Origin of the sequence: Streptomyces sp. PA03-5A (genome assembly GCF_033792725.1) — a bacterium.
Classification (GTDB): Bacteria; Actinomycetota; Actinomycetes; order Streptomycetales; family Streptomycetaceae; genus Actinacidiphila.
Map to the genome: position 1 here is coordinate 87,045 of NZ_JARAVL010000017.1, position 18,557 is coordinate 105,601.

23 protein-coding genes are annotated in these 18,557 nt (G+C 72.4%); 7 read left to right on the forward strand and 16 right to left on the reverse strand.

Features of this window, described 5'->3' with window-relative positions; translation table 11 throughout:
- Positions 1–56: 56 nt before the first annotated feature.
- Together PV410_RS22075 and PV410_RS22080 are read right to left on the reverse strand one after the other, a co-directional pair.
- Positions 57–314 (reverse strand): hypothetical protein, encoded by a 258-nt coding sequence (locus PV410_RS22075; protein WP_500326995.1) that lies wholly within the window; start codon positions 312–314, stop codon positions 57–59.
- A 321-nt stretch (positions 315–635) separates the two neighbouring features.
- The gene (locus PV410_RS22080; RefSeq protein WP_500326997.1) at positions 636–1,292 is read right to left on the reverse strand and encodes an aggregation-promoting factor C-terminal-like domain-containing protein; all 657 of its coding nucleotides are present in this window, start codon (positions 1,290–1,292) and stop codon (positions 636–638) included.
- 389 nt (positions 1,293–1,681) lie between these two features.
- Between PV410_RS22080 and PV410_RS22085 the strand changes: the two genes are divergently transcribed.
- Complete coding sequence (locus PV410_RS22085; protein ID WP_500326999.1) at positions 1,682–2,362, forward strand: TIGR04222 domain-containing membrane protein; 681 nt, start codon at positions 1,682–1,684, stop codon at positions 2,360–2,362.
- A 26-nt stretch (positions 2,363–2,388) separates the two neighbouring features.
- Here the strand turns inward: PV410_RS22085 and PV410_RS22090 are convergent, their stop codons facing one another.
- Together PV410_RS22090 and PV410_RS22095 are read right to left on the reverse strand one after the other, a co-directional pair.
- Positions 2,389–3,960: a hypothetical protein gene (locus PV410_RS22090; protein ID WP_500327000.1), complete on the reverse strand. Its 1,572-nt coding sequence runs from the start codon at positions 3,958–3,960 to the stop codon at positions 2,389–2,391.
- 159 nt (positions 3,961–4,119) lie between these two features.
- Positions 4,120–4,545 carry a hypothetical protein gene (locus PV410_RS22095; protein ID WP_500327002.1) on the reverse strand — a complete coding sequence of 142 codons (426 nt, stop codon included), beginning with the start codon at positions 4,543–4,545 and terminating at the stop codon, positions 4,120–4,122.
- Positions 4,546–4,658: 113 nt separating this feature from the next.
- Between PV410_RS22095 and PV410_RS22100 the strand changes: the two genes are divergently transcribed.
- Positions 4,659–5,207: a CGNR zinc finger domain-containing protein gene (locus tag PV410_RS22100; RefSeq protein WP_500327004.1), complete on the forward strand. Its 549-nt coding sequence runs from the start codon at positions 4,659–4,661 to the stop codon at positions 5,205–5,207.
- Positions 5,208–5,222: 15 nt separating this feature from the next.
- Here the strand turns inward: PV410_RS22100 and PV410_RS22105 are convergent, their stop codons facing one another.
- From PV410_RS22105 to PV410_RS22115, 3 genes are read right to left on the reverse strand one after another with little or no spacing between them, the layout of a single operon-like run.
- The gene (locus PV410_RS22105; RefSeq protein WP_500327005.1) at positions 5,223–6,428 is read right to left on the reverse strand and encodes a cytochrome P450; all 1,206 of its coding nucleotides are present in this window, start codon (positions 6,426–6,428) and stop codon (positions 5,223–5,225) included.
- Between the two features lie 34 nt (positions 6,429–6,462).
- Positions 6,463–7,830, reverse strand: a complete 1,368-nt coding sequence (locus PV410_RS22110) for an NAD(P)/FAD-dependent oxidoreductase (RefSeq protein ID WP_500327007.1) — start codon at positions 7,828–7,830, stop codon at positions 6,463–6,465.
- Positions 7,820–8,029 (reverse strand): ferredoxin, encoded by a 210-nt coding sequence (locus tag PV410_RS22115; RefSeq protein WP_500327009.1) that lies wholly within the window; start codon positions 8,027–8,029, stop codon positions 7,820–7,822. The genes PV410_RS22110 and PV410_RS22115 overlap by 11 nt, the downstream gene beginning before the upstream one ends.
- A gap of 133 nt (positions 8,030–8,162) precedes the next feature.
- Between PV410_RS22115 and PV410_RS22120 the strand changes: the two genes are divergently transcribed.
- Positions 8,163–8,363, forward strand: a complete 201-nt coding sequence (locus PV410_RS22120; RefSeq protein WP_499510265.1) for a hypothetical protein — start codon at positions 8,163–8,165, stop codon at positions 8,361–8,363.
- Between the two features lie 16 nt (positions 8,364–8,379).
- Here PV410_RS22120 and PV410_RS22125 read toward each other — a convergent pair whose 3' ends face one another.
- Both PV410_RS22125 and PV410_RS22130 read right to left on the reverse strand, forming a co-directional pair.
- Positions 8,380–8,769 (reverse strand): hypothetical protein, encoded by a 390-nt coding sequence (locus tag PV410_RS22125; RefSeq protein WP_500327011.1) that lies wholly within the window; start codon positions 8,767–8,769, stop codon positions 8,380–8,382.
- Positions 8,770–8,902: 133 nt separating this feature from the next.
- The gene (locus PV410_RS22130; protein ID WP_500327012.1) at positions 8,903–9,049 is read right to left on the reverse strand and encodes a hypothetical protein; all 147 of its coding nucleotides are present in this window, start codon (positions 9,047–9,049) and stop codon (positions 8,903–8,905) included.
- 150 nt (positions 9,050–9,199) lie between these two features.
- On the opposite strand from PV410_RS22130, the gene PV410_RS22135 reads away from it, so the two are divergent.
- A complete protein-coding gene (locus tag PV410_RS22135) occupies positions 9,200–9,790 on the forward strand; it encodes a hypothetical protein (RefSeq protein WP_500327013.1) in 591 nt (196 codons plus the stop codon).
- 229 nt (positions 9,791–10,019) lie between these two features.
- Positions 10,020–11,132, forward strand: coding sequence for a VanZ family protein (locus PV410_RS22140; RefSeq protein WP_500327015.1), 1,113 nt, complete (start codon positions 10,020–10,022; stop codon positions 11,130–11,132).
- Positions 11,133–11,161: 29 nt separating this feature from the next.
- Here the strand turns inward: PV410_RS22140 and PV410_RS22145 are convergent, their stop codons facing one another.
- Positions 11,162–12,430, reverse strand: coding sequence for a helix-turn-helix domain-containing protein (locus PV410_RS22145; RefSeq protein WP_500327017.1), 1,269 nt, complete (start codon positions 12,428–12,430; stop codon positions 11,162–11,164).
- A gap of 427 nt (positions 12,431–12,857) precedes the next feature.
- Between PV410_RS22145 and PV410_RS22150 the strand changes: the two genes are divergently transcribed.
- Positions 12,858–13,403 carry a hypothetical protein gene (locus tag PV410_RS22150; protein ID WP_500327018.1) on the forward strand — a complete coding sequence of 182 codons (546 nt, stop codon included), beginning with the start codon at positions 12,858–12,860 and terminating at the stop codon, positions 13,401–13,403.
- Between the two features lie 178 nt (positions 13,404–13,581).
- Here the strand turns inward: PV410_RS22150 and PV410_RS22155 are convergent, their stop codons facing one another.
- From PV410_RS22155 to PV410_RS22180, 6 genes are all read right to left on the reverse strand, one after another.
- Positions 13,582–13,956, reverse strand: a complete 375-nt coding sequence (locus tag PV410_RS22155) for a hypothetical protein (protein ID WP_500327020.1) — start codon at positions 13,954–13,956, stop codon at positions 13,582–13,584.
- A 324-nt stretch (positions 13,957–14,280) separates the two neighbouring features.
- The gene (locus PV410_RS22160) at positions 14,281–14,679 is read right to left on the reverse strand and encodes a VOC family protein (protein WP_500327022.1); all 399 of its coding nucleotides are present in this window, start codon (positions 14,677–14,679) and stop codon (positions 14,281–14,283) included.
- Positions 14,676–14,969: an ArsR/SmtB family transcription factor gene (locus PV410_RS22165; RefSeq protein WP_500327024.1), complete on the reverse strand. Its 294-nt coding sequence runs from the start codon at positions 14,967–14,969 to the stop codon at positions 14,676–14,678. Before PV410_RS22165 ends, PV410_RS22160 begins: the two co-directional genes overlap by 4 nt.
- 67 nt (positions 14,970–15,036) lie before the next feature.
- Positions 15,037–16,170: a PP2C family protein-serine/threonine phosphatase gene (locus tag PV410_RS22170; protein WP_500327026.1), complete on the reverse strand. Its 1,134-nt coding sequence runs from the start codon at positions 16,168–16,170 to the stop codon at positions 15,037–15,039.
- 176 nt (positions 16,171–16,346) lie between these two features.
- Entirely contained in the window at positions 16,347–17,126 is a 780-nt protein-coding gene (locus PV410_RS22175) for an alpha/beta hydrolase (RefSeq protein WP_500327027.1), read from the reverse strand.
- A gap of 106 nt (positions 17,127–17,232) precedes the next feature.
- Positions 17,233–17,757: a P-loop nucleotide/nucleoside kinase family protein gene (locus PV410_RS22180; RefSeq protein ID WP_500327029.1), complete on the reverse strand. Its 525-nt coding sequence runs from the start codon at positions 17,755–17,757 to the stop codon at positions 17,233–17,235.
- 198 nt (positions 17,758–17,955) lie between these two features.
- Here PV410_RS22180 and PV410_RS22185 point away from each other — a divergent pair, with 198 nt between their 5' ends.
- A complete protein-coding gene (locus PV410_RS22185; RefSeq protein ID WP_500327031.1) occupies positions 17,956–18,510 on the forward strand; it encodes a DoxX family protein in 555 nt (184 codons plus the stop codon).
- The last annotated feature ends 47 nt before the right edge of the window (positions 18,511–18,557 follow it).

The window sequence follows — 18,557 nt, forward strand, 5'->3', positions numbered from 1 at the left end:
GCACCACCAGGCCCGGCCGGAACCCGGCAGCAACCCGCGGGAACCGGACCCCGTGGCTACGGGCTGACGTCGACGTAGTCCGAGGCCCTCTTGCGGACGAAGTAGCCGGTCCCGGTCGCGTCGTCGAAGGTCACCGCCCAGGTGCCGTCCTGGGTCGCCCGCTCCAGATTGAAGAAACGGCCCTTGCCGTCGACGCCCAAGGCGTGCACGTACCGGTAGCTCTTGGCGCCGCGGGGCCGGAAGTACAAGGACACCCGGGTGTCGCGAAGGGCCTTCCAGGTGGTGCCGCTCCGGTACTGGACGGTGCCCCCCACCTTCGTGAGGGCACCCTTCCGCACAGGCTCGGGAGAGGCGTTGAACCCAGCGGCCGCCAGCCGGCGGGCGTCTGGATCTCCGCGAGGCCGGTGACGGTGCCGGTGGCGCCCGGCGCGAGGTTCAACGCATGGGTGTTCACCGAGACCCTGGTGGGGGACTGCACGGTGGTGAGGTCCGTCAACGGCGTCACCGCGTTGATGGTGTGGGGGTCGGCCGCGGAGGAGCGGTGCCGGGCGACGTTCGCAAGCCCGCGCAGACAGATACCGTCAACCTTCCGCTGCGCTCGCCACTTCGGCGGCCGCCGCCGACCTCGACGGACGCTAGTACCAGTTGTTGGCCTGCCAGAACGACCAGGCGCCGCAGGGGCTGCCGTAACGGCTGTCCATGTATTTGAGGCCCCATTTGATCTGGGTGCCCGGGTTGGTGCGCCAGTCGGCGCCCGCGGAGGCCATCTTGGAGCCGGGCAGGGCCTGGACGAGGCCGTAGGCGCCGGAGGAGGAGTTGGTCGCGGTGTAGTTCCAGCCGCTCTCGTGGGTGACGATGTTGGAGAAGCACTGGTACTGCGAGGCGTCACCGATGATCGCCTGGGCCATGGCCTTGACCTCGGCGACGGTGTACGAGGCCTTCACGACCAGCGCCGCGCGGGCGGCGGCCTTGGCCTTGCGGTCGGCCTCCGCCTTCTCCTCCGCCGCCTTGCGGGCGGTGGCGTCCTTGGCGGCCTGCTTGCGGGCGGCCTGTTCCGCGGTCTTCCTGGTGCCGACGTCGGCGGCGTCGGACTGCGCCTGCACCTGCTGCGTCAGCGACGCCTGCTGGACCCGCTGGCCGGCGGGTATGTCCGACAGGACGGTGTCGACTTCGGAGGCGGCGAAGGGCTGCTCACTCGCCTGGCTGCTCGAGGCGACACCGACGACGGCGCCCACGGAGGTGACCGCCGTGGCCGAAGCCACCGCGATCCCCCGGACCGAGATCCGGCTCACACGGTTTCCTTCCAGCGCGGCCCGTTCGGTGATCTCCCGGACGCGATCGTGCCCCTCCCACCGGCTCGGACCGCCCCCGGCGACCACCGGCCAACTCCGTTGCCCCGTACGCGTGTACGTACGGGTGTGCGGATGACAGGGCCTGACTGGAGCGACAGCCTGCCGTAGGGGAGCACCCCAAGGCAATTCCCCCGGCACATTTCCTTACACACGCATCATCAGCCCCGGCAGTCCCGCCCCGTACCGGTGAAGGACCGCCGGCCGCACCTACACCACCGGCCGTACGTCCGCTACGGCACCCTCAAATCGCCCTCTGAACCCCGCCCCGGCAGGCTTCGACCACCCCCGCCGATGGGCACGTACCGGGCACACGCACGGGGGGTGGTGCCATGGACGAGGGAACGGCGGTCCGGCTGGAACCGCACGAGATCGCGCTGCTGCGCGGGGGCCCGAGGGCCGCCGTGACGGTCGCCGTGGTGGCGCTGCACCTGCGCGGCGCCGTGGAGTCCGGCCGGCCGGGCACCCTGCGCCGGGAGGTCTCCCCGGAACAGGCGGACCCGCCGCCGCACCGCCACCCGCTGGAGAAGGCGATACGGGTCGGGCTGTACCGCCCCGCGGGGATCAGGGAACTGCTCGGGCGCGCGGTCGTGCGCACGGCGCTGTCCCGGATGCGGGCGGAACTTGCCGGGGCGGGGCTGCTGCGCCTGGTGCGGGTCAGCCCGACCCGGGCCGCCCGCCGGTACCTGGCGGACCTGCGGCGGGGTACGCCGATGCCGCAGGGTCCCGCAGGGCTCGCGGAGGAGGACATCCTGCTCGCGGTCGCCCTCTACGGCGACCCGGCGCTGACCGCGCTCGTCCCGGCCTTCACCGGTGAGGCGGGGCTGATCGGCCGCGGAGCGGTCGCGGACGAGGGCCTGTTCCCGTTCGGCAGGCACGAGTTCCTGCGCTGGCGCGCCGACTACCCCGACGGCGACACGGGCCACGGCGCCGACGGCGGTGCCGGCCATTCCGGCTACACCGACCACTCCGGCGGCTTCGGTTGCGGCGGCGGAGGCGGCGGTTCGGACTGACGAGGCGGACGAGGGTGGCCGGACGGTCAGAAGCCGAAGGACTTCGTCGTGTAGGCGCACTCGGTGTAGATGTAGCCGGGCTTGAGCGTGGCCTTGTCGGACGCCGGGCTCGATCCGTCGGACGACGTCGACTTGTGCAGGAAGTACGTGGTGCCGACGGGCAGGCGGATGGTGCGCTGGGGGTAGTTCGTGCCGCTGTCCTGGCAGGGCTTGAACCCCGCGAGGGAGGGCGTCAGGAGTGAGTACGAGGTGCAGCTGCGGCAGGCCTTGAGCGTGAGGCTGCCGGTCACCGGCCCGGTGTAGAGCACCGTGATCGGGTTGGGGCTGTCGTTCTTGATCGTGACCGAGATGCTGCCGCCGGAGGCCAGCGTGGGCAGGCGCTTGCCCGCCGCGGGGATCTCGTCCGCGACCTCCGCCGCGATGGCGAACTTCTTGGCCAGCGCCCGGTTCTTCGCGCTCTTGTTGTCGGCGACGAACGTGTTCATCGTCTCCCGCGCCTCACCGAAGTCGCCGTCCTTGTACTGGTCGACCCCACAGGCGTACACCCCCGAGTCGGCGCTCCTCCCGGCCCGGGCGGCGGAGGCGGCGACGGCGTCGCCGACGTCCCCGGCGCCGGCGTTCAGCCCCCCGGCCTGGGTGCCGAGGGTGCGCAGCCGGTCGACGGCGGGGCAGGGGTCGGAGCCGCTCACGTCCTTCGCGGCCTTGTCCACGGCCGAGTCGACGGCGGGTGCGACCTTCGCGGCCTGCTCGGAGTCGGGGAAGGTGCCCAGGAGGTCGCCGAAGTTATCCGTCCAGCCGGCGTCCTCGTTGCCCAGTCGCTGCGCCCCGCACTCGTAGAGGGAGGCGGCCAGGCGGTCGTCGGGCCACTGGGCGAGCGCGCCGAGCGTCTGCTTGCCCATGGTGTCCGGGACCGTGCGCAGGTACGTCAGTGCCGGTATCGCCGCGCAGTAGTCCTGCTGCTCGTAGGCGGCGCCGACGGTCGTGTAGTAGGTCTTCAGGCGGTCGGGTACCCGGGCCGCGGCCCGCGAGCCGGGGTGGCCGGATCTGATGTCCCGGTACTCGCCCAGGGCCTTGCGGTAGTCGGACCGGGCCGCGTCGAAGGGTCTGCTCCCCCCGGCCCGCACGAGCCGGTCGGCCTGGTCGAGCCGGTCCAGGAGCGCCTGCTCGTTGGCCTCGTCGCGGGCCATGTCGTACAGCACGACGCCGCCGGCCGGTACGGCCAGCAGCACCAGTCCGAGGGCGATCGCCAGGGGAGCGCCCGCGGGCCGCACCAGCCGGGTGCGCAGGCCGACCACGGCGCCGTGGACGGCCGCGGCCAGGAGGAGGACCAGGTAGACGGCCACCAGGCCCACGGGCACGCCGTCGGGGTCCGCGGGCAGCGCCACCAGCAGCAGGATGCCGGTCGCGAACCAGCACACGGCCATGAGCACCCAGCGCCGGGTAAGGGCGTAACCGAGGCCGAGACCACTGAGGTTGAGCAGCCCCACCGCCGCCGCGCGCAGCCCGTCCGGCGGCGCGGGCGGCGGGGTGGACGGCATGGGCGGGATGACGAATCCGTATCCGTATCCGTGCGCGGTGCCGTGCGGTTGCTCGGACATGGCGGCTCCCCCCGGTCAGCACTGCCCGCATGCCTGCAACTTGTCAGTGTACGGACGGTAGCCGGATCTCGACAGTGAGTTCGAGGGGTGGAATCGGGCCAACCGCCCGCAATGGGGTCGGTCCGGGCCGGAGCCGCCGCCGCGCCGGAGCCGGCGTGATCACACCGCCTTGAAGGGCTCCCGGTAGGACTTGCGCAGGGATGCGGCGGCGACGGGGAGCAGGGTGGCGAGCACCTTGCCCTTGAGCGTGCCGGGGGTGCGGGTGAGCTCGACGTCGACCCGTGTGCCGTTCCCCTCGGGGGTCAGCTGGAAGATCCATCCGCCGCCGGGGCCGAACACCTTCGAGTCGTGCGTGGTGATGGCGACCCTTCCCGTCCCGGCGTCCCAGTCGTAGCGCGCCCGCTCCCAGGCGGACGCGGTGCCCTCGGTCACCTCGGCCCAGGTGTCGCCGATCGCGTGCACCGTGAGGTGTTCGGCGTCGATGGTGGGCCAGGTCCGGGCCCGTGCGGGACCGAAGTCGGTGAGCACCGCCAGTGCCTCGGACGGGCTGAGCGAGGAGAGCAGGTGGAAACGTACGACAGCCATTGTGGCGTCCCCCACATCATGAGTAACCGTTCTGAACGGTGACGACCGTGTCACGGGGCGAAGTCACCTGTCAAGCCAGTGACGAATCGCGGGTCACCGGTTAGGATGGTGATGTGAACCATGCCTTCCCCTGTGGGACGCTCGCCCTCGACTTCCTGGGCACGCTGCGCGCACGACGCAATGCGGTGCCCACGGAGAAGCTCGCCTCGCCCGAGCTCCTCGACTCCTGGTTCGTCGAGTCCCGGATGCTCGACCGCGAGCCCGGCTCCGACGCGTCGGACCTCGCGGCGGCCGTGGACCTGCGGGAGTCGATCTACGCCCTGGTCGTGGCGCGGCTCGACGGCGAACCGCTGCCCGCCGGAGCGGTCGCCGCGGTGAACCGCCACGCGGCCCAGGCACCCGTGGTGACGCAGCTCGGCCCCGACGGTACGAGCCGTTCCGGTTCGGCGTCACAAGGCCTCGCCGCCGTCGCCCGCGAGGCCGTCGAGATCATCGGCGGCGAGGAGGGGGCGCTGCTGCGCGAGTGCGCCCGCCCGGAGTGCACCCAGGTCTACCTCGACCGCTCCCGGGGCCGCCGGCGTGAATGGTGCGCGATGAGGACCTGCGGGAACCGCGTCAAGGCAGCGGCCTTCCGGGCCCGGCACCGCACCACCGAAGCCTGAGGCGAGCGAGGGGCATCAGAACCTGACGGTGAGGTGACGGGGCCCGCGCAGCATGGCGTTGCGCCGGTAGGGAGGCGGGTCATGCAGCAGGGTCGCCGTACCCAGACCGGGCAGCAGCGCGCCGAGCGCCGCCTGGGCCTCGATGCGCGCGAGCGGTGCGCCGAAGCAGAGGTGGACGCCGCTGCCGAAGCCGAAGTGCTCGTTGTCCTTGCGGGCGGGGTCGAACCGTTCGGGGTCCTGGAACCGCAGGGGGTCACGGTTGCCCGAGGCGAGCGCGAGGATCACGGACGTGCCCTTCGGCACGACGGTGCCCGCGATGTCCACGTCGGCGAGGGGGATGCGCTCGCGCAGGTGCACCGGCGGCTCGTACCGCAGCAGTTCCTCCACCGTCTCCGGCAGCAGTTCCGGCTCCCGGCGCAGCCGCTCCAGCTGGTCGGGGTGGCGCAACAGCGTGAGCACACCGTTGGTGATCAGGTTGACCGTGGTCTCGTGCCCCGCGATGAGGAGCAGGATCGCGGTCTGCGCCAGTTCCTCGTCGGTGAGCCGCAGCTCCGGATCCGGTTCGTTGACGAAGTCCGAGAGCAGGTCGCCGGTGGGCCGGCCGCGGCGCTGCTCCGCGAGGCCGAGCAGGTACGCGCCCATCTCCATCTGGGCCTTGCGGCCCGCCTCGGCCCGCGCGGCGGTGTCCTCGCCGGGGCCGATGTCGGCGGAGGCGACGAGCAGGTCGGTCCACTCCCGGAACCGCGGCTCGTCCTCGCGCGGCACACCGAGCACCCGGCAGATGACCGTGACCGGCAGGGGGTAGGCGAGGTCGTCGACGATGTCGATGTGGTCGCGGCCCCGGAGCCCCTCGACCAGTTCCCCGGTGATCCGGGTGATCTGCCCGCGCATCGCGTCGACCCGGCCGGGGTTGTGGGGCGGGCCGAACGGCCGCATGGCCAGCGTGCGCAACCGGTGGTGCTCGGGGTCGTCCAGCCGCAGGAACGGCAGGTGCTGCGTCTCCTCCGCCGCCGGGGCAGCCGGTGTGGTGCGGTTGCGGGGGTCGGCGCTGAGCCTCGGGTCGTGGAGCAGGCCGACGATCTCGTGGTACGTGCCGACCAGGTAGCTGCCGTCCGTCTGCCGCACCACGGGCCCGGCCTCGCGGAGCTCCGCGTACAGCGGGTACGGGTCGGGGCGGCTGGCGTAATCGGTGATCCGTTCCAGCAGGGTCTCGGCGGTCATGCGTGGTGGCTCCTCGTGGATGGGCGGGGGTGGGTCACCCGGCGGGCCTCGCCAGGACCAGCCGCCGGTCCGGCAGGTACCCGGTGAGCGCGACCGTGGGACCGTGCGAGAGCCGGCTCGGGTCCGGCACATCGGAAGGGAGCACGACCTCGGCCGCCGTACGGCGGTCCGACGCGCCCAGCGGGGGCGGGAACGGGGCGGCCGTCTCGATGAGGCGCTCGTAGTACTCCAGCGACTTGGCCATGTTGACCGTGACCGCGGCGGTCAACCGGCCGCGGTAGCCGTACGCCATGACCAGGCGGCGCTCCTCCAGTGAGCCCTGCGCGATGACCACGTGGTCGGAGAAGGTGGGGACGCCCACCGACTTGATGTTGTAGCCGAACTGGCTCGACCAGAACGTCGGCACCGCGAGGTGCGGACGCCGCAGCGGCCCCGGACTGACCATGTTGTGGGCGGCGACCTCGGCCTGGTCCACCGCGTTGCGCCAGTGCTCGAGGGAGAGCAGCTGGTACTCGTACAGCGGGTGCGGGAAGCGCGAGACGTCACCGGCCACGAAGACGTCGTCCGTGACGATCCCGTACATGGTGAACGCCCGGCAGCCGGCGTCGCAGGCGATCCCGCGCGGGCCCGCGGCCAGCCCGGACTCCGCCAGCCACTCGACGTTGCGGACCGCGCCCATCGCGACGACGCACACGTCCGCGTCGACACGGGTGCCGTCCGACAGGTCCGCACCGGTGAACCTGCCGTTGCCGCGCAGCGAGGTGACGGTCACGCCGCAGCGCAGGTCCACACCGTGGGCCCGCTGCATGGCGGCGGCGAGCTTCGACAAGGTCCCGCCGAGCGCCCCCACCAGCGGCGCCGGGCCGCGTTCGGTGACCGTGACCTCCAGACCGCGCTCGCGGCAGACCGACGCGATCTCCGAACCGGTGAAGCCCGCGCCGATCACCAGCACCCGGCGCGGCCCGGCGGCCAGCCGCTCGGCCAGGCGCGCGGCGTCGTCGCTGGTGCGCAGGGTGAACACCCCGTCGAGGGCGGCCTCCTCCGGAACGGGCCAGGGCCGCGCCCGCGTCCCGGTCGTGATCAGCAGCCGGTCGAACGGCAGCGACGAGCCGTCGCCCAGCAGGACTCGCTTCCCCACCGGGTCCAGCCCGGTGGCGCGCACCCCCAACCGCCACTCCGCCTCCGGATCACGGCGCATCGGCAGCCCGGTGGCGTCCGCCGACACCTTGCCGAGCAGCACCCCCTTGGACAGCGGCGGCCGGTCGTACGGCGGGTGGGGTTCGTCCCCGACGACGGTCAGCGAACCGGTGAAGCCCTTCTCGCGCAGCGTCTCCGCGGCCCGCAGGCCCGCCAGCGACGCCCCGACGATGACGATCCGGCCCTCCAGGAGGTCAGCGGACACCGGCGCTCACCTCCTCGCCCACCAGGATCGCCTGCACCGGGCACGCCGCGGCGGCCTGGCGCACGCGTTCGTACTGGTCGCCCGGGACCGCCGGGTCGTACAGCAGTGCCTCCTCGCCGTGCAGTTCGAACACGTCCGGCGCAAGGAACACGCACTGCGCATAGCCTTGGCAACGGGTGAGGTCCACGACAACGCGCATGCCCAGCCACTCTCTCCGGCGCTTTGATGTCCCTCCATTCGTAAGCCCTGCGGGGCCGCGGCGCTCGCCCGGATACTCCGACCGGACATTCCGCCAGGATGCGTTCCCGCCCCTGCGGGTCCACGCTGAGCCGGTGCGATGCCGAGTGATCGTGTACCCGCCCTCGGGCACCGGCGGCCGCCGCGTGCGGTGCGACGGCAGGATCCTCGGCCTCGCCTACGGACCCCGGGACGTCCTCGCGCTGGCCCGCCGCGCCGGGCTCCGCATGCGCCTGGGCGACCTGTACGACAGCGACCTCGTCGAGTGGCGCGGCGCCGGCCCCACGACCTGGTGACGGCCCGCCGACGCGGCTACGGACGCGGCCAGAGCGGCGCCATCACACCGAGGTCGATCACCGACACCCACTCCGCCGACGGGATGGCCCGCTCGAGCACGAACCACTCGTCCGGACGACCGTCGAACCGGGACGCCGCGAGCGCCTCCGCGGACCCCGCGGGCAGCCTCGTACCCGCCCACGCGTGCCACCGCTGCGCCTCCGGCGCGGGAACCTCCACCGTGAACCGCACGGTGCGGTCCCGGAAGGCCCCCGGCAGCGACCCCGGACTCGGATCGGCGGTCAGGTGCACGGACCGCGCCAGTTCCGGTACGTCCTCCAGCTCCTCCGGCCAGGTCGCCCTGATCTCCGCGTCTGCCAAAATCAGCGGCCACAGCCCCGGCCGCGTGAAGTGGAAAAGGAGCATGCCGGGACCCTACTGGCGGATCGTCGCCGCGTATGTTTCCGGCATGTGACGAGGCGCGCACCTCGATGCGCGCGTTGTCGTCGCATCGGAAGAGCGAGGCCGCGCCAACGGTGAGCGCGGTCAGGTGACTCACTCACAGCAGTACGTCGCGCCCTTCCGGGTCGCCGCACACGGGGCAGTCGTACTCGTCAAGCGATTTTCCAGGAACCGGATGCCCGCAGAAGACGCAGGGGCGCATGTCGGCGTCCAGCGTTTCGACCGGGGGTTCGTCGTCGTTCACGACCGCAGGGTTCCACGCCGCGGACGGTTCGGGTGAGGCTTGCGCACACAAAGGGTCGCAGCGGCGGTGGACGGGGCGCGAGCCGGCCCGAGCCTGCCGTGTCGGTGGCGGCCCATAAGGTGCGGGCAACGTCTCCAAGAAGGAGTTCCCGTGGGGTTTTCCGGGCACCTGCTCTTTGCCCGCAGCAAGCGTCCGCTGCTGGAAGCGCCCGTGTTCGACGGCATCGACCAGGAGCTGAAGGACGGGGTGCACGAGTGGTGGCCGCGAGCGGGTGGTTGGCAGACCCTCCAGTTCGACAATGAGATCTGGGAGGACGACGATCTGCCCGCCCTCGTCGAGTGGACCGGCGCACCGGCCTGCGTCGGGTCCGTATCCGACAGCAGTGTCGCCCTGGTGACGGGGCTGGGAACCGACGGGCGACGTTGGCAGGCGTGGCTCAACCTGCACATTGCCGCGGCACTCGTCACCGAGGAACCGGAGGACCTGGAAGATCAGCTCCTGTGGGTGGACACCCCCGAGTTCGACGAGGCTGTGAGCCGCACACGCGCGGAACTCGACGCGGAGATTCCTTCCGACGCCGAAGGCGCTCTCGCCTGGGCCGCAGCGGCAGGCATCCCGGCCGTGGAACCGCAGTCCCGGATCGAGGAGATACTGCGTTCGGAGGAGACCTTCGTGGAGGACCTCTTCGCCGTACTGCTGGATGCGTTGGGTTTTCCGGAGGGGACCGAGCCCACGCCGTAGCCGCAGGAAACGGCGTTCAACCGGAGGGCCGAGCGCCGATCCGGAGCCTGTACTGGTGATCTTCCGAACCGGCAGGGGTGGGCTGTTACAGCTTGGTCATGAGTTGAACCAGGGCCCATGACGTGTGGGCGCCAGGGTGATCGCCGACGCGCCGCGATTCGCGCGCCGTCGGCTGATCTCCTCGCGCTCGAAAGGTACGGCATTGTTCGCTCTCGTCTTCGGAGGGCACATGTTGTACCTCCTCCTCGTCGCCCTCGTCTCCGCGGCCGTGCTGGGGGTCGTCTCGGTCGCCCTGCGTGGCCGTTCCGACCGGCCCTGGACCTACGGGGCGTGGGCGGCCACGACGACGGCCGCCTTGTTCCTGACGCTTTGGCTCAGACCCGTCGGTACAGGCGCGGTGAAGTGCACGGTGAGCAAGGACGTGTGGGAGGCGTTCGGGACGACCCAGGGCTGGATGAACGTCGCCCTGTTCGTGCCGATCGGCTTCTTCGGTGTGCGGGCGGCCCGGCGTCCGGTGCCTCCTGTGCTGCTGTCGGTCCTCCTGGCGTGCGGGATCGAGACCGTCCAGGCCTGCCTTCCGGTCATCGGCCGTTACTGCGACACCAGTGACTTCACCACCAACGTGGCGGGCGCCGTCGTGGGCGCGGGCATCGGGGTCCTGTCACTGCGCCTCGCCGGTACGAGGGTCCCGCCCTGGCCCACGCGCCACCGCGGGCTCCAGGCCGCGACCGGTGCGGGGTTCCTGGCCGTGGCCCTCGTGCTGACGACCGTCGTCGACGTGCGGGTCGTCGACCACGCCGAGCCGAGCAGGCAGGCGTCCGCGGAGCAGCAGGCGGTGATCGGGCAGGCGGTGCGCAAGGCGCTGGGCGACGACGTCAGGATCGTCCGGGTCCAGGACAACACGCCGTGCGGGATCGACGGCGTGAACGAGGAGGTGTGGGCGGAGCTGGACCCGAGCGGGGTCGCCTTCATGAGTTGGCCCGACCCGGACGGGTTCCGCGTCGACGTGTCGACGGGCCCCCGGACCGGGGCCGCGGCGGTCGGGAAGCCCATCCCGGGCTCTTCCTGGTCGGTGCACGACGCGGCGGCCGCCGAGCGGTCCGCGGACCGGTACGTGGCCCTGCACTACCCCACTGCCGACACGAAGCGGCCCGCGGTGGACCGCGTCGACGACGGCGCGGGCGGGATGTGGACCGTGACGTACCCCTACCGTGACGCCAGCATGCGTTCCGTGACGTCGCTTCAGGTGACGGTGAACTCCGCCGGGCGTCTCCTCGGCGTCCGCCTCGCCGCGACCGCCGGCACCGGCCCGGACACCAAGTCCGGCGACTACTGCGGCTGACGACCCGGCGGACCCATGCGGTCACAGCGCTAGCTGTCGTAGGGGACCCAGGCACGCCGGCCTGCGTCGTTCGTGCCGTACCAGTAGTGCGGCAGTGCCGTGATGCCGCTGGTGCGGAACGGGCGGCCGTGGTCGTCGATGCGGATCGTGCCGGTGCGGCCCTGGGAGGACCAGTCGAGTTCGAGGTACCAGCGGGCGTCGTGGGTCCGTGTCATCGCGTCGACCAGCAGCACCTCCGGGTCCTCGGCGGAGACGCGGTACGGGAAATGCGCGGCCGGGATGACGTGTTCGCTGTCGGCGCCGTCCTCCGGGCGGGTGATGGGGCGGTCGACGTCGAGGTTCACGGTGAAGCGGCGGGGCGTGAGGTCGCTCCCGCAGCCCTGGCCCATGGCGTACGCACTCCCGGCGGCCGGGTTGCCGCGGCTGACGATCCGGACGTGGAGCGCCTCGAGGACCACGGCCGCCGACGACCGCCCCTGCACCGAGATCTGCACCCTCGTCTGCCGCCCGTGCACCGCGCCCTGCGTCGCCGCCCACGCCCGGGCATCCTGCTCCACCGGCGGTGCAGGTACCTGTGCGGGCGGCTTGGCGATGACGTAGTCGTGGCCGCAGCCCTTGTCCCAGACCAGGGAGTCGGCGCTCCACGCGAGGGGCAGGCCGGTGGTCTGCTTCGCGGCCGCGGTGGGACCGCTGCCGGTGGCGGGCGGGGAGGAGCTCCGGGAAGGGGAGGGGGACGTGGTGGCCGACGTCGGCGACCGGTGGGGTGCGCCGGGGGCGGTCGTCCGCGAGCCCGCGGTGCGGGAGGCGTCCGCCTCGGAGGACCGCTCGCCCGACAGGGCGGACGTGCTGCGCAAAGCGGCGACCAGCGCGCAGGCGACGGCGATGGACGCCAGGACCCCTCGGCGGCGGTACCAGGGGCGGGGAGCGGGGGTGGGAGCGGGCGCGTCCGGGTCGGGGCCGTCCCCGGGCTGCTCCGCGGAGCTGCCCTCCTCGACGAGCACCCCGTCCCCGTCCGGTGCCGCCGCTTCCGCCGGACCGTCCGTACGCACCTCCTGCCGAGCCGCCATCGCCGACAGCCACAGACGGTGCAGCTCGAGCCGCTCCTGCGGGCCCGCGTCGCAGAAGGCCGCGAGCCGTTCCACGGGCGCGAAGTCCTGAGGCACCGCGTCGCCCGTGCAGTACCGGTGCAACGTCGAGGTGTTCATGTTGAGGCGGCGGGCCAGAGAGGCGTAGCTCCGGTTCGTGCGGTCCTTCAGCCGGCGCACCAGCGCCGCGAACTCCTCGACATCGTCGCGCATCGACACCGTTCTCCCGTCGTCCGGCCGCCGATCCTGCATCCCAGGCACTCATATCCCTGCACGTCAGATGGGCCGGGATGGTTCCACCGCCGCCAAGGGGGCGGTAATCGTTGCGCAGGACTCCGGTGGCCGCCGATGCTCTTCGTGTCGCACCGACCAGGGCCGGACCGACCAGCCGGCGTCGGGCGACGTCCGGCACCGATGCACTGCACTCATGCATCCACCGCATTCACCGCATTCACGGGGGGACACCCATGCCCAAGCGCACCCGAGCAGGCGCGCTCCTCGCAGCCGCCGACCTGCCGCCGCACCGCACCTCGTCCTGAACGGCCCGCAAGGCCACCACCGGCGTACCGGAGGCGACGGACCGGGACACCGGCCCGCGGACACTGCCGGACCACTCGATCACCCGAAACGGAGAACCGACATGAACAACAAGACTCGCACCGCCCTCACCGCCGGCGTCCTCGCCGTTGCCCTCGGACTCGGCGCAGGCATCCAGGCCTCCGCCGGGACCCCGCACAGCGTCAGCGCCAAGTCGTCCGAGTCGGCACAGGCGTCCGTCCACGCCCCCGCGAAGGCGTCCACCGCAGCACCGCAGTCGGTCAGCGGCACGCCCGGTCGGGCGGTGACCCGGGTCGCCGACTTCTACGGCGCGTACATCGACGCGAAGGGCGACTACACGGATCCGGACGTCACGCTGGCCACGGCCCTCCGCAAGCACTACCTGACGCCCGACTTCGCCCTGCGGCTGGCGGCCTGGGAGAAGGAGAACGGGGCGGACGGCGTCCTGCGCGCCCAAAACGTCCCGGCCCGGTGGACGGTGACCGACAACGGAACCGTGGGAAACGGCCATGAGGTCATCGTCACCCTGACCTTCGGCAGCGGGGAGACGGCGCAGAAGACCAAGCTCTTCGTGCTGCTGGAGCGGTACGACCACATCGTCGACATCGAGACCACGAGCGCCCGCTGACGGCTGACGGCACCGCTGACGCACACCATGGGGCCCCGCCGGGCAGTGCAACTCCGGCGGGGTCCTGTGTACCCACCGCGCAGGAGGCGCGTGCGGTGCGTAGGCCCGGGCGGCGAGGACGGCTTCCCTCGCCGCCCCGGACGCCGCCCCGGGAAGTCCATCCTGGGCTCAGGTGTGGCTAGTCACCCATGAACCACAAGTAGCTGCCCGGCGTCGCCGCACACGCTTCGAGAAGTTCGGCGAGGTCGAGCAGAGCCGCCTTCTGCTCCTCGTCAGTGCACCGCTGCGTCAGGACGGCGACCTCCTGGCGGACGACGTGAGCCTCCTGCTCGTTGAACAGCGACCTCCTGGCGGACGACGTGAGCCTCCTGCTCGTTGAACAGCGTGTCGCCGTAGGGTCCACCCAGCCGAGCTTGCCGGAGTCGTGCCGGCCGAGCGTGCCGAGCACCCTCGCCAGCGCTTCACCGTGCTCATAGGACCCTCGCAGCAAGGTCCCCCGGGACGTCCCCTTGCGTGCTGGTCGCCCAGAGTGCAGTTCCAGTTCGATCCCCACGGCCCCTCCCTTGGCTCGGTAGTCCAGAGACGACCTGCTGAACTGCTGGGAGCTCATCGTCCGACAGCGTGCCCGTCCGATCCGGGGTGGCGTTCACGCGGATCAAGGTACCGGGAGCGCAGCGCAACGGCTCCGGGCGGGGATTGGCTGCGCACGGTGATCCCGCGCCCCGACTGCGGGCGCCGGTGGCGGCGCCGCTACTGCGACGGCCCCTGAGCGCGCTCGTCCCAGCCGACCGCGACCGCCCAGGTGACCCCGGGCCCCGCGGTCACCGCCCTCGAAGTCAAGGACACGCGGGGGCGGGACCACCGTCCACGCCCCGCCTCAGTTCCCGGCGTCCGCGCTGTGCACGATCTGGATCAGGTTGCCGCAGGTGTCGTCCAGTACGGCGGTCGTGACGGGGCCCATCTGCACCGGTTCCTGCGTGAAGTGCACCCCGAGCCCGCGCAGCCGGGCGAACTCCGCGCGCACGTCGTCCACGGCGAAGGAGGTCGCCGGGATGCCGTCCTCGGCCAGCGCCGTCTTGTACGGCTTCACCGCGGGGTGGCCGGAGGGCTCGAGCAGCAGCTGCGTCCCGTCGGGCTCCTCCGGTGAGACCACGGTCAGCCACCGGTCCGTACCGATCGGGACGTCGTGCTTCTTCACGAAGCCCAGCACGTCGGTGTAGAAGCGCAGGGCCTTCTCCTGGTCGTCGACGAAGACGCTGGACAGGTGGATCCTCATGGGGGGCTCTCCGATGCGTCGGGCCTGAGCCACCGGGTCACGATGTGCTCCAGGGGTTCGGTGTTCAGGTCGTGGTATTTGTACCGGCCCTGGCGCCGCGTGAGCACCAGCCCCGCCGATTCGAGCACGGCCAGGTGCTGGCTGACCGCCTGGCGGGACAGCCCCAGGCCGTGCTTCATCGCCAGCCGCCCGCAGATCTCGAACAGGGTCTGGCCGTCCCGTTCCGCCAGCTCGTCAAGGATGCGTCGGCGGGTGGGGTCGGCCAGCGCCTTGAACACATCCTCTGCCATGACCGCAACGATAGGCAAGTGGATGCTTGCCTATCAAGCCCGGGTTCCGGGGTCGCCGTCCGGCGGTTCAGCTGTCCTGGATCCGGTCGGCCGCGGAGGCCCCGTCTTCCGTCGGGGTGTGTGTGATGGCCAGCAGCGCCGTGTCGTCGGTCCTGCGGCCGCCGGTGTGGCGGTGGTGGTCGGCGAGCAGGGTGTCCACGAGGGCGTCGGGGTCGGGGCGGCGGCGGCCCGTGCATCGGGCGACGGGGTCGTAGAAGGTGCCCGACGCGTCGCGGGCTTCGGTGAGTCCGTCGGTGTAGAGCAGCAGACTGGCCCCTTCGGGGAACGCCACCGTGTCGACGCGGTCGACGGTGTCGGTGCCGTCGTCGAGGGCGCCGAGGCCCAGGGGCAGGCCCGGCCCGGTGGGCTCGACGTACCGCACGGTGTCGCCCAGGAAGAGCAGCGGCGGCGGGTGGCCGCGGTTGACCAGCCGGACCTCGTTCCCGTGCCGGGGGAACTCCGCCAGCACGCCGGTGATGAACCCCTCGAACTCGGTCAGGGTCCCCGACTGCCGGGACTCGAGGGTGACGGCCCGCTCCAGCCGTTGCGCGAGGGCGGTCAGGCTGGGCTCCTGCAGGGCCGCCTCGCAGAAGGTCCCGATGCCGACGGCGACCGCCCTGACCGCTTCCATCCCCTTGCCGCGTACATCGCCGATGACGCAGCGGACGCCGAAGGGGGTGTCGACCACGGCGTAGAGGTCCCCGCCGATCTGCGCGTCCGTCTGGGCGGCCTCGTACCGGGCGGCGAAGCGCAGCGGGCCGATCCGCTCCGGTGGTGTCGGCAGGACGGCGCGCTGGACGGCGGCGGCGATGTCGCGTACGGAACGGAGCTGCGCATCGCGGTGGTACAGGAGCCGGTTCAGGAGGACGGCGATCCCGGTCACCGTCGCGACCATGAACAGCTCGCTGAACGCGATGGCACTCCGGCGGTAGCCGAAGACCCAGAACATGACCGCGTCGAGGACGAGGGCGGTCAATCCGATGAGGACCGTCCCGCGCAGCGACAGCAGAGCGGCGGCCACCAGCACCGCAGCCGCGTAGAGGGCCGCGGCGCTGACGGTGCGTGGCGTGGCGAGGTCGATCACCACGGCGACGAGCAGCAGGACGGCCGGCAGCAGGCGACTCTCCGTTCCCGCCCAGCTCCGCGTTCCCAGCCTTGCCACGTGCTGCTCCCGAGGTCGACCGGGCTTCCGGCCAGCTCAGGCTAACCGTCGCCCGTCCGCCCCGCCCTCCACGTCACCCGGCTCGCCCACCGCGGACATCGCCACGTGCCGGGTGTCACCCGGCTGGAGCAGGGGGCCCGCAGTGGGCCGGTGGTGGGCCGGTGGTGGGCCGGCGGTCAGGCCGTCCCACCGGCCTCGCCGGTTCGCAGACCGCGGCGGAGGGCGTCGAGCTGCTCGGCGATCATGCGGCGGCTCACCTCGGTCCGCGGGGCCAGTTGGGCCGCGCCGTGGAAGGCGCCCGGGAAGTGGTGCATCTCGGTGGGGACGCCCGCGGTGATCAGCCGGTGGGCGTAGGCCAGGTCCTCGTCGCGCAGCGGGTCGAACTCGGTGGCCGCGATGTACGTGGGCGGCAGTCCGGCCAGGTCCTCCGTCCTGGCCGGGGCGGCGTACGGGCTGACGCCGTCGCCGCCGCGCAGCCCCTTGCCGCCGAGGTAGTGGTCCCAGCTCCGTTGGGCGTTGCGGCGGTTGAAACCGGGGGTGTCGGTGAAGGCCCGCATGGAGGCGGTGGCGAGGCGGTCGTCCAGGATGGGGGCGCCGAGGTACTGCATGCTCAGGGCGGGGCCGCCGTGGTCGCGTGCGTACAGGGCGACCGCGGCCGCGAGGTTCCCGCCGGCGCTCTCACCGGCCACCCCGATGCGGTCGGGGTCGACGCCCAGTTCGTCGGCGTGCCCGGCCAGCCAGCGCAGGGCGGCGTAACAGTCCTCCAGGGCGGCCGGGTAGGGGTGTTCCGGTGCGAGGCGGTAGTCCACCGACACGACCACCGCGCCCACCTCGGCGGCGATGCGGGTGGTCTCGTTGTGGAAGAAGTCCACGAGCCCGATCACGAAGCCGCCGCCGTGCACGTACAGCAGGCCGGGCAGCTTGCCTTCGTGGCCCTCCGGCCTGTGGACGTGCACCCGGACGTCCGGGGCGCCCTGCGGACCCGGAACGGTGACCTCGCGGAAGTCGACCGGGACCGGCGGGGTGTAGGGATCGGCTTCGAGGCCCCCGCGGCGGCGGTCCTCACTCGAACGAGGGCCACCGGCCGGCGGCCCACTCGCGCCATCCCGGCCACCCGGCGGGAGGGTCGCCCACGTCCTCGCCGGCGAGTTCGGCGGCGTCGGGCTCCTCGAACAGCGCCCGCCATTGCAGGAGGTCCGCCTCGCTCATCGGGAAGGTCCGTTCCGGTGTCGTGGCCTGGCGCCGGGCGACGCGGGCCCGTTGGGTCTCGTGGTCCACCGGTACGTACACCAGGCGACAGGACCCGCCCGCGGATTCCGCCAGGCGGCGGATCGCCGACCTCTCGTCACGCGACCAGCACCCGAAGTCCAGGACCACATCGGTCCCGAGCGCCAGCGCCTGCAGCGCGAGCCGCAGCAGCAGCCCTTCCAGCACGTCGCGCTTCCCGTCGGCCTCGGATGCGCCGAACAGCGGGATCATCCACTCGTCCGGCGTCAGGCGCAGCGCGCCGTGTTCCCCGGCGAGCCGCCGGGCCACGGTGGTCTTCCCGGCCCCGGGCAGGCCGACCATCAGGAACAAGGAGGTCACCCGGAGATCCTGCCAGGGGAGGGACGGGGTGGGGCCATCGGTGGCACGGCATGCGACCCCCATGGACCTAACGTCCGGCGTGCCGCCTGCCGGACGGCGCCGCAGGGCGTCACGCTGCTGCCGTGATCGGCCGTGCGGTGGACCGCCCGTCGCGACGTCCGGCTCGCAGGCCGCACATCCCCACGAAGGGCCTCAGACATGTCCGCTTCCCCGCTCGGCACACTGTCCCGCTCCGGCTCCCACGCCACCGCCGAGTTCGGCGTCCCGCCGTACGTCCATGACGCCGGGCTGCTGCTCCTGCGGCTGGTGCTCGGGCTGACGATGGCGGGCCACGGAGCCCAGAAGCTGTTCGGCTGGTTCTCCGGGGTGGGCCTCGACGGCGCAGGACGCGTCTTCACCTCCGGCGGCTACCCGGCCGGGAAGGCGATGGCGGTGCTGGCGGGGCTCAGCGAGGTGCTCGGGGGCGTGGGCCTCGCCCTCGGGCTGCTGACCCCGCTCGCCGGGGCGGCGGTGGTGGGCGTCATGGTCAACGCCGTCGTCGTGAAGTGGGGTGGCGGGTTCTTCGCCCCGACGGGGGTGGAGTACGAACTGCTCATCGCCGCGCTGGCCACCACGCTGGCCGTCGGCGGGCCCGGCCGCTTCGCGTTCGACCGTCACCTTCCGGGCGTGCGCGCGCACCGGGTGGGCCACGGCGTCTCCGCGGTGGTCCTCGGCGTGGTGCTCGGCGTGTTCGTGCTGCTGTTCCGCAAGTGACCGGGGACGGCGGCGGGGTCCGCGCGCGTGGGGCCCGTCAGCCGTCC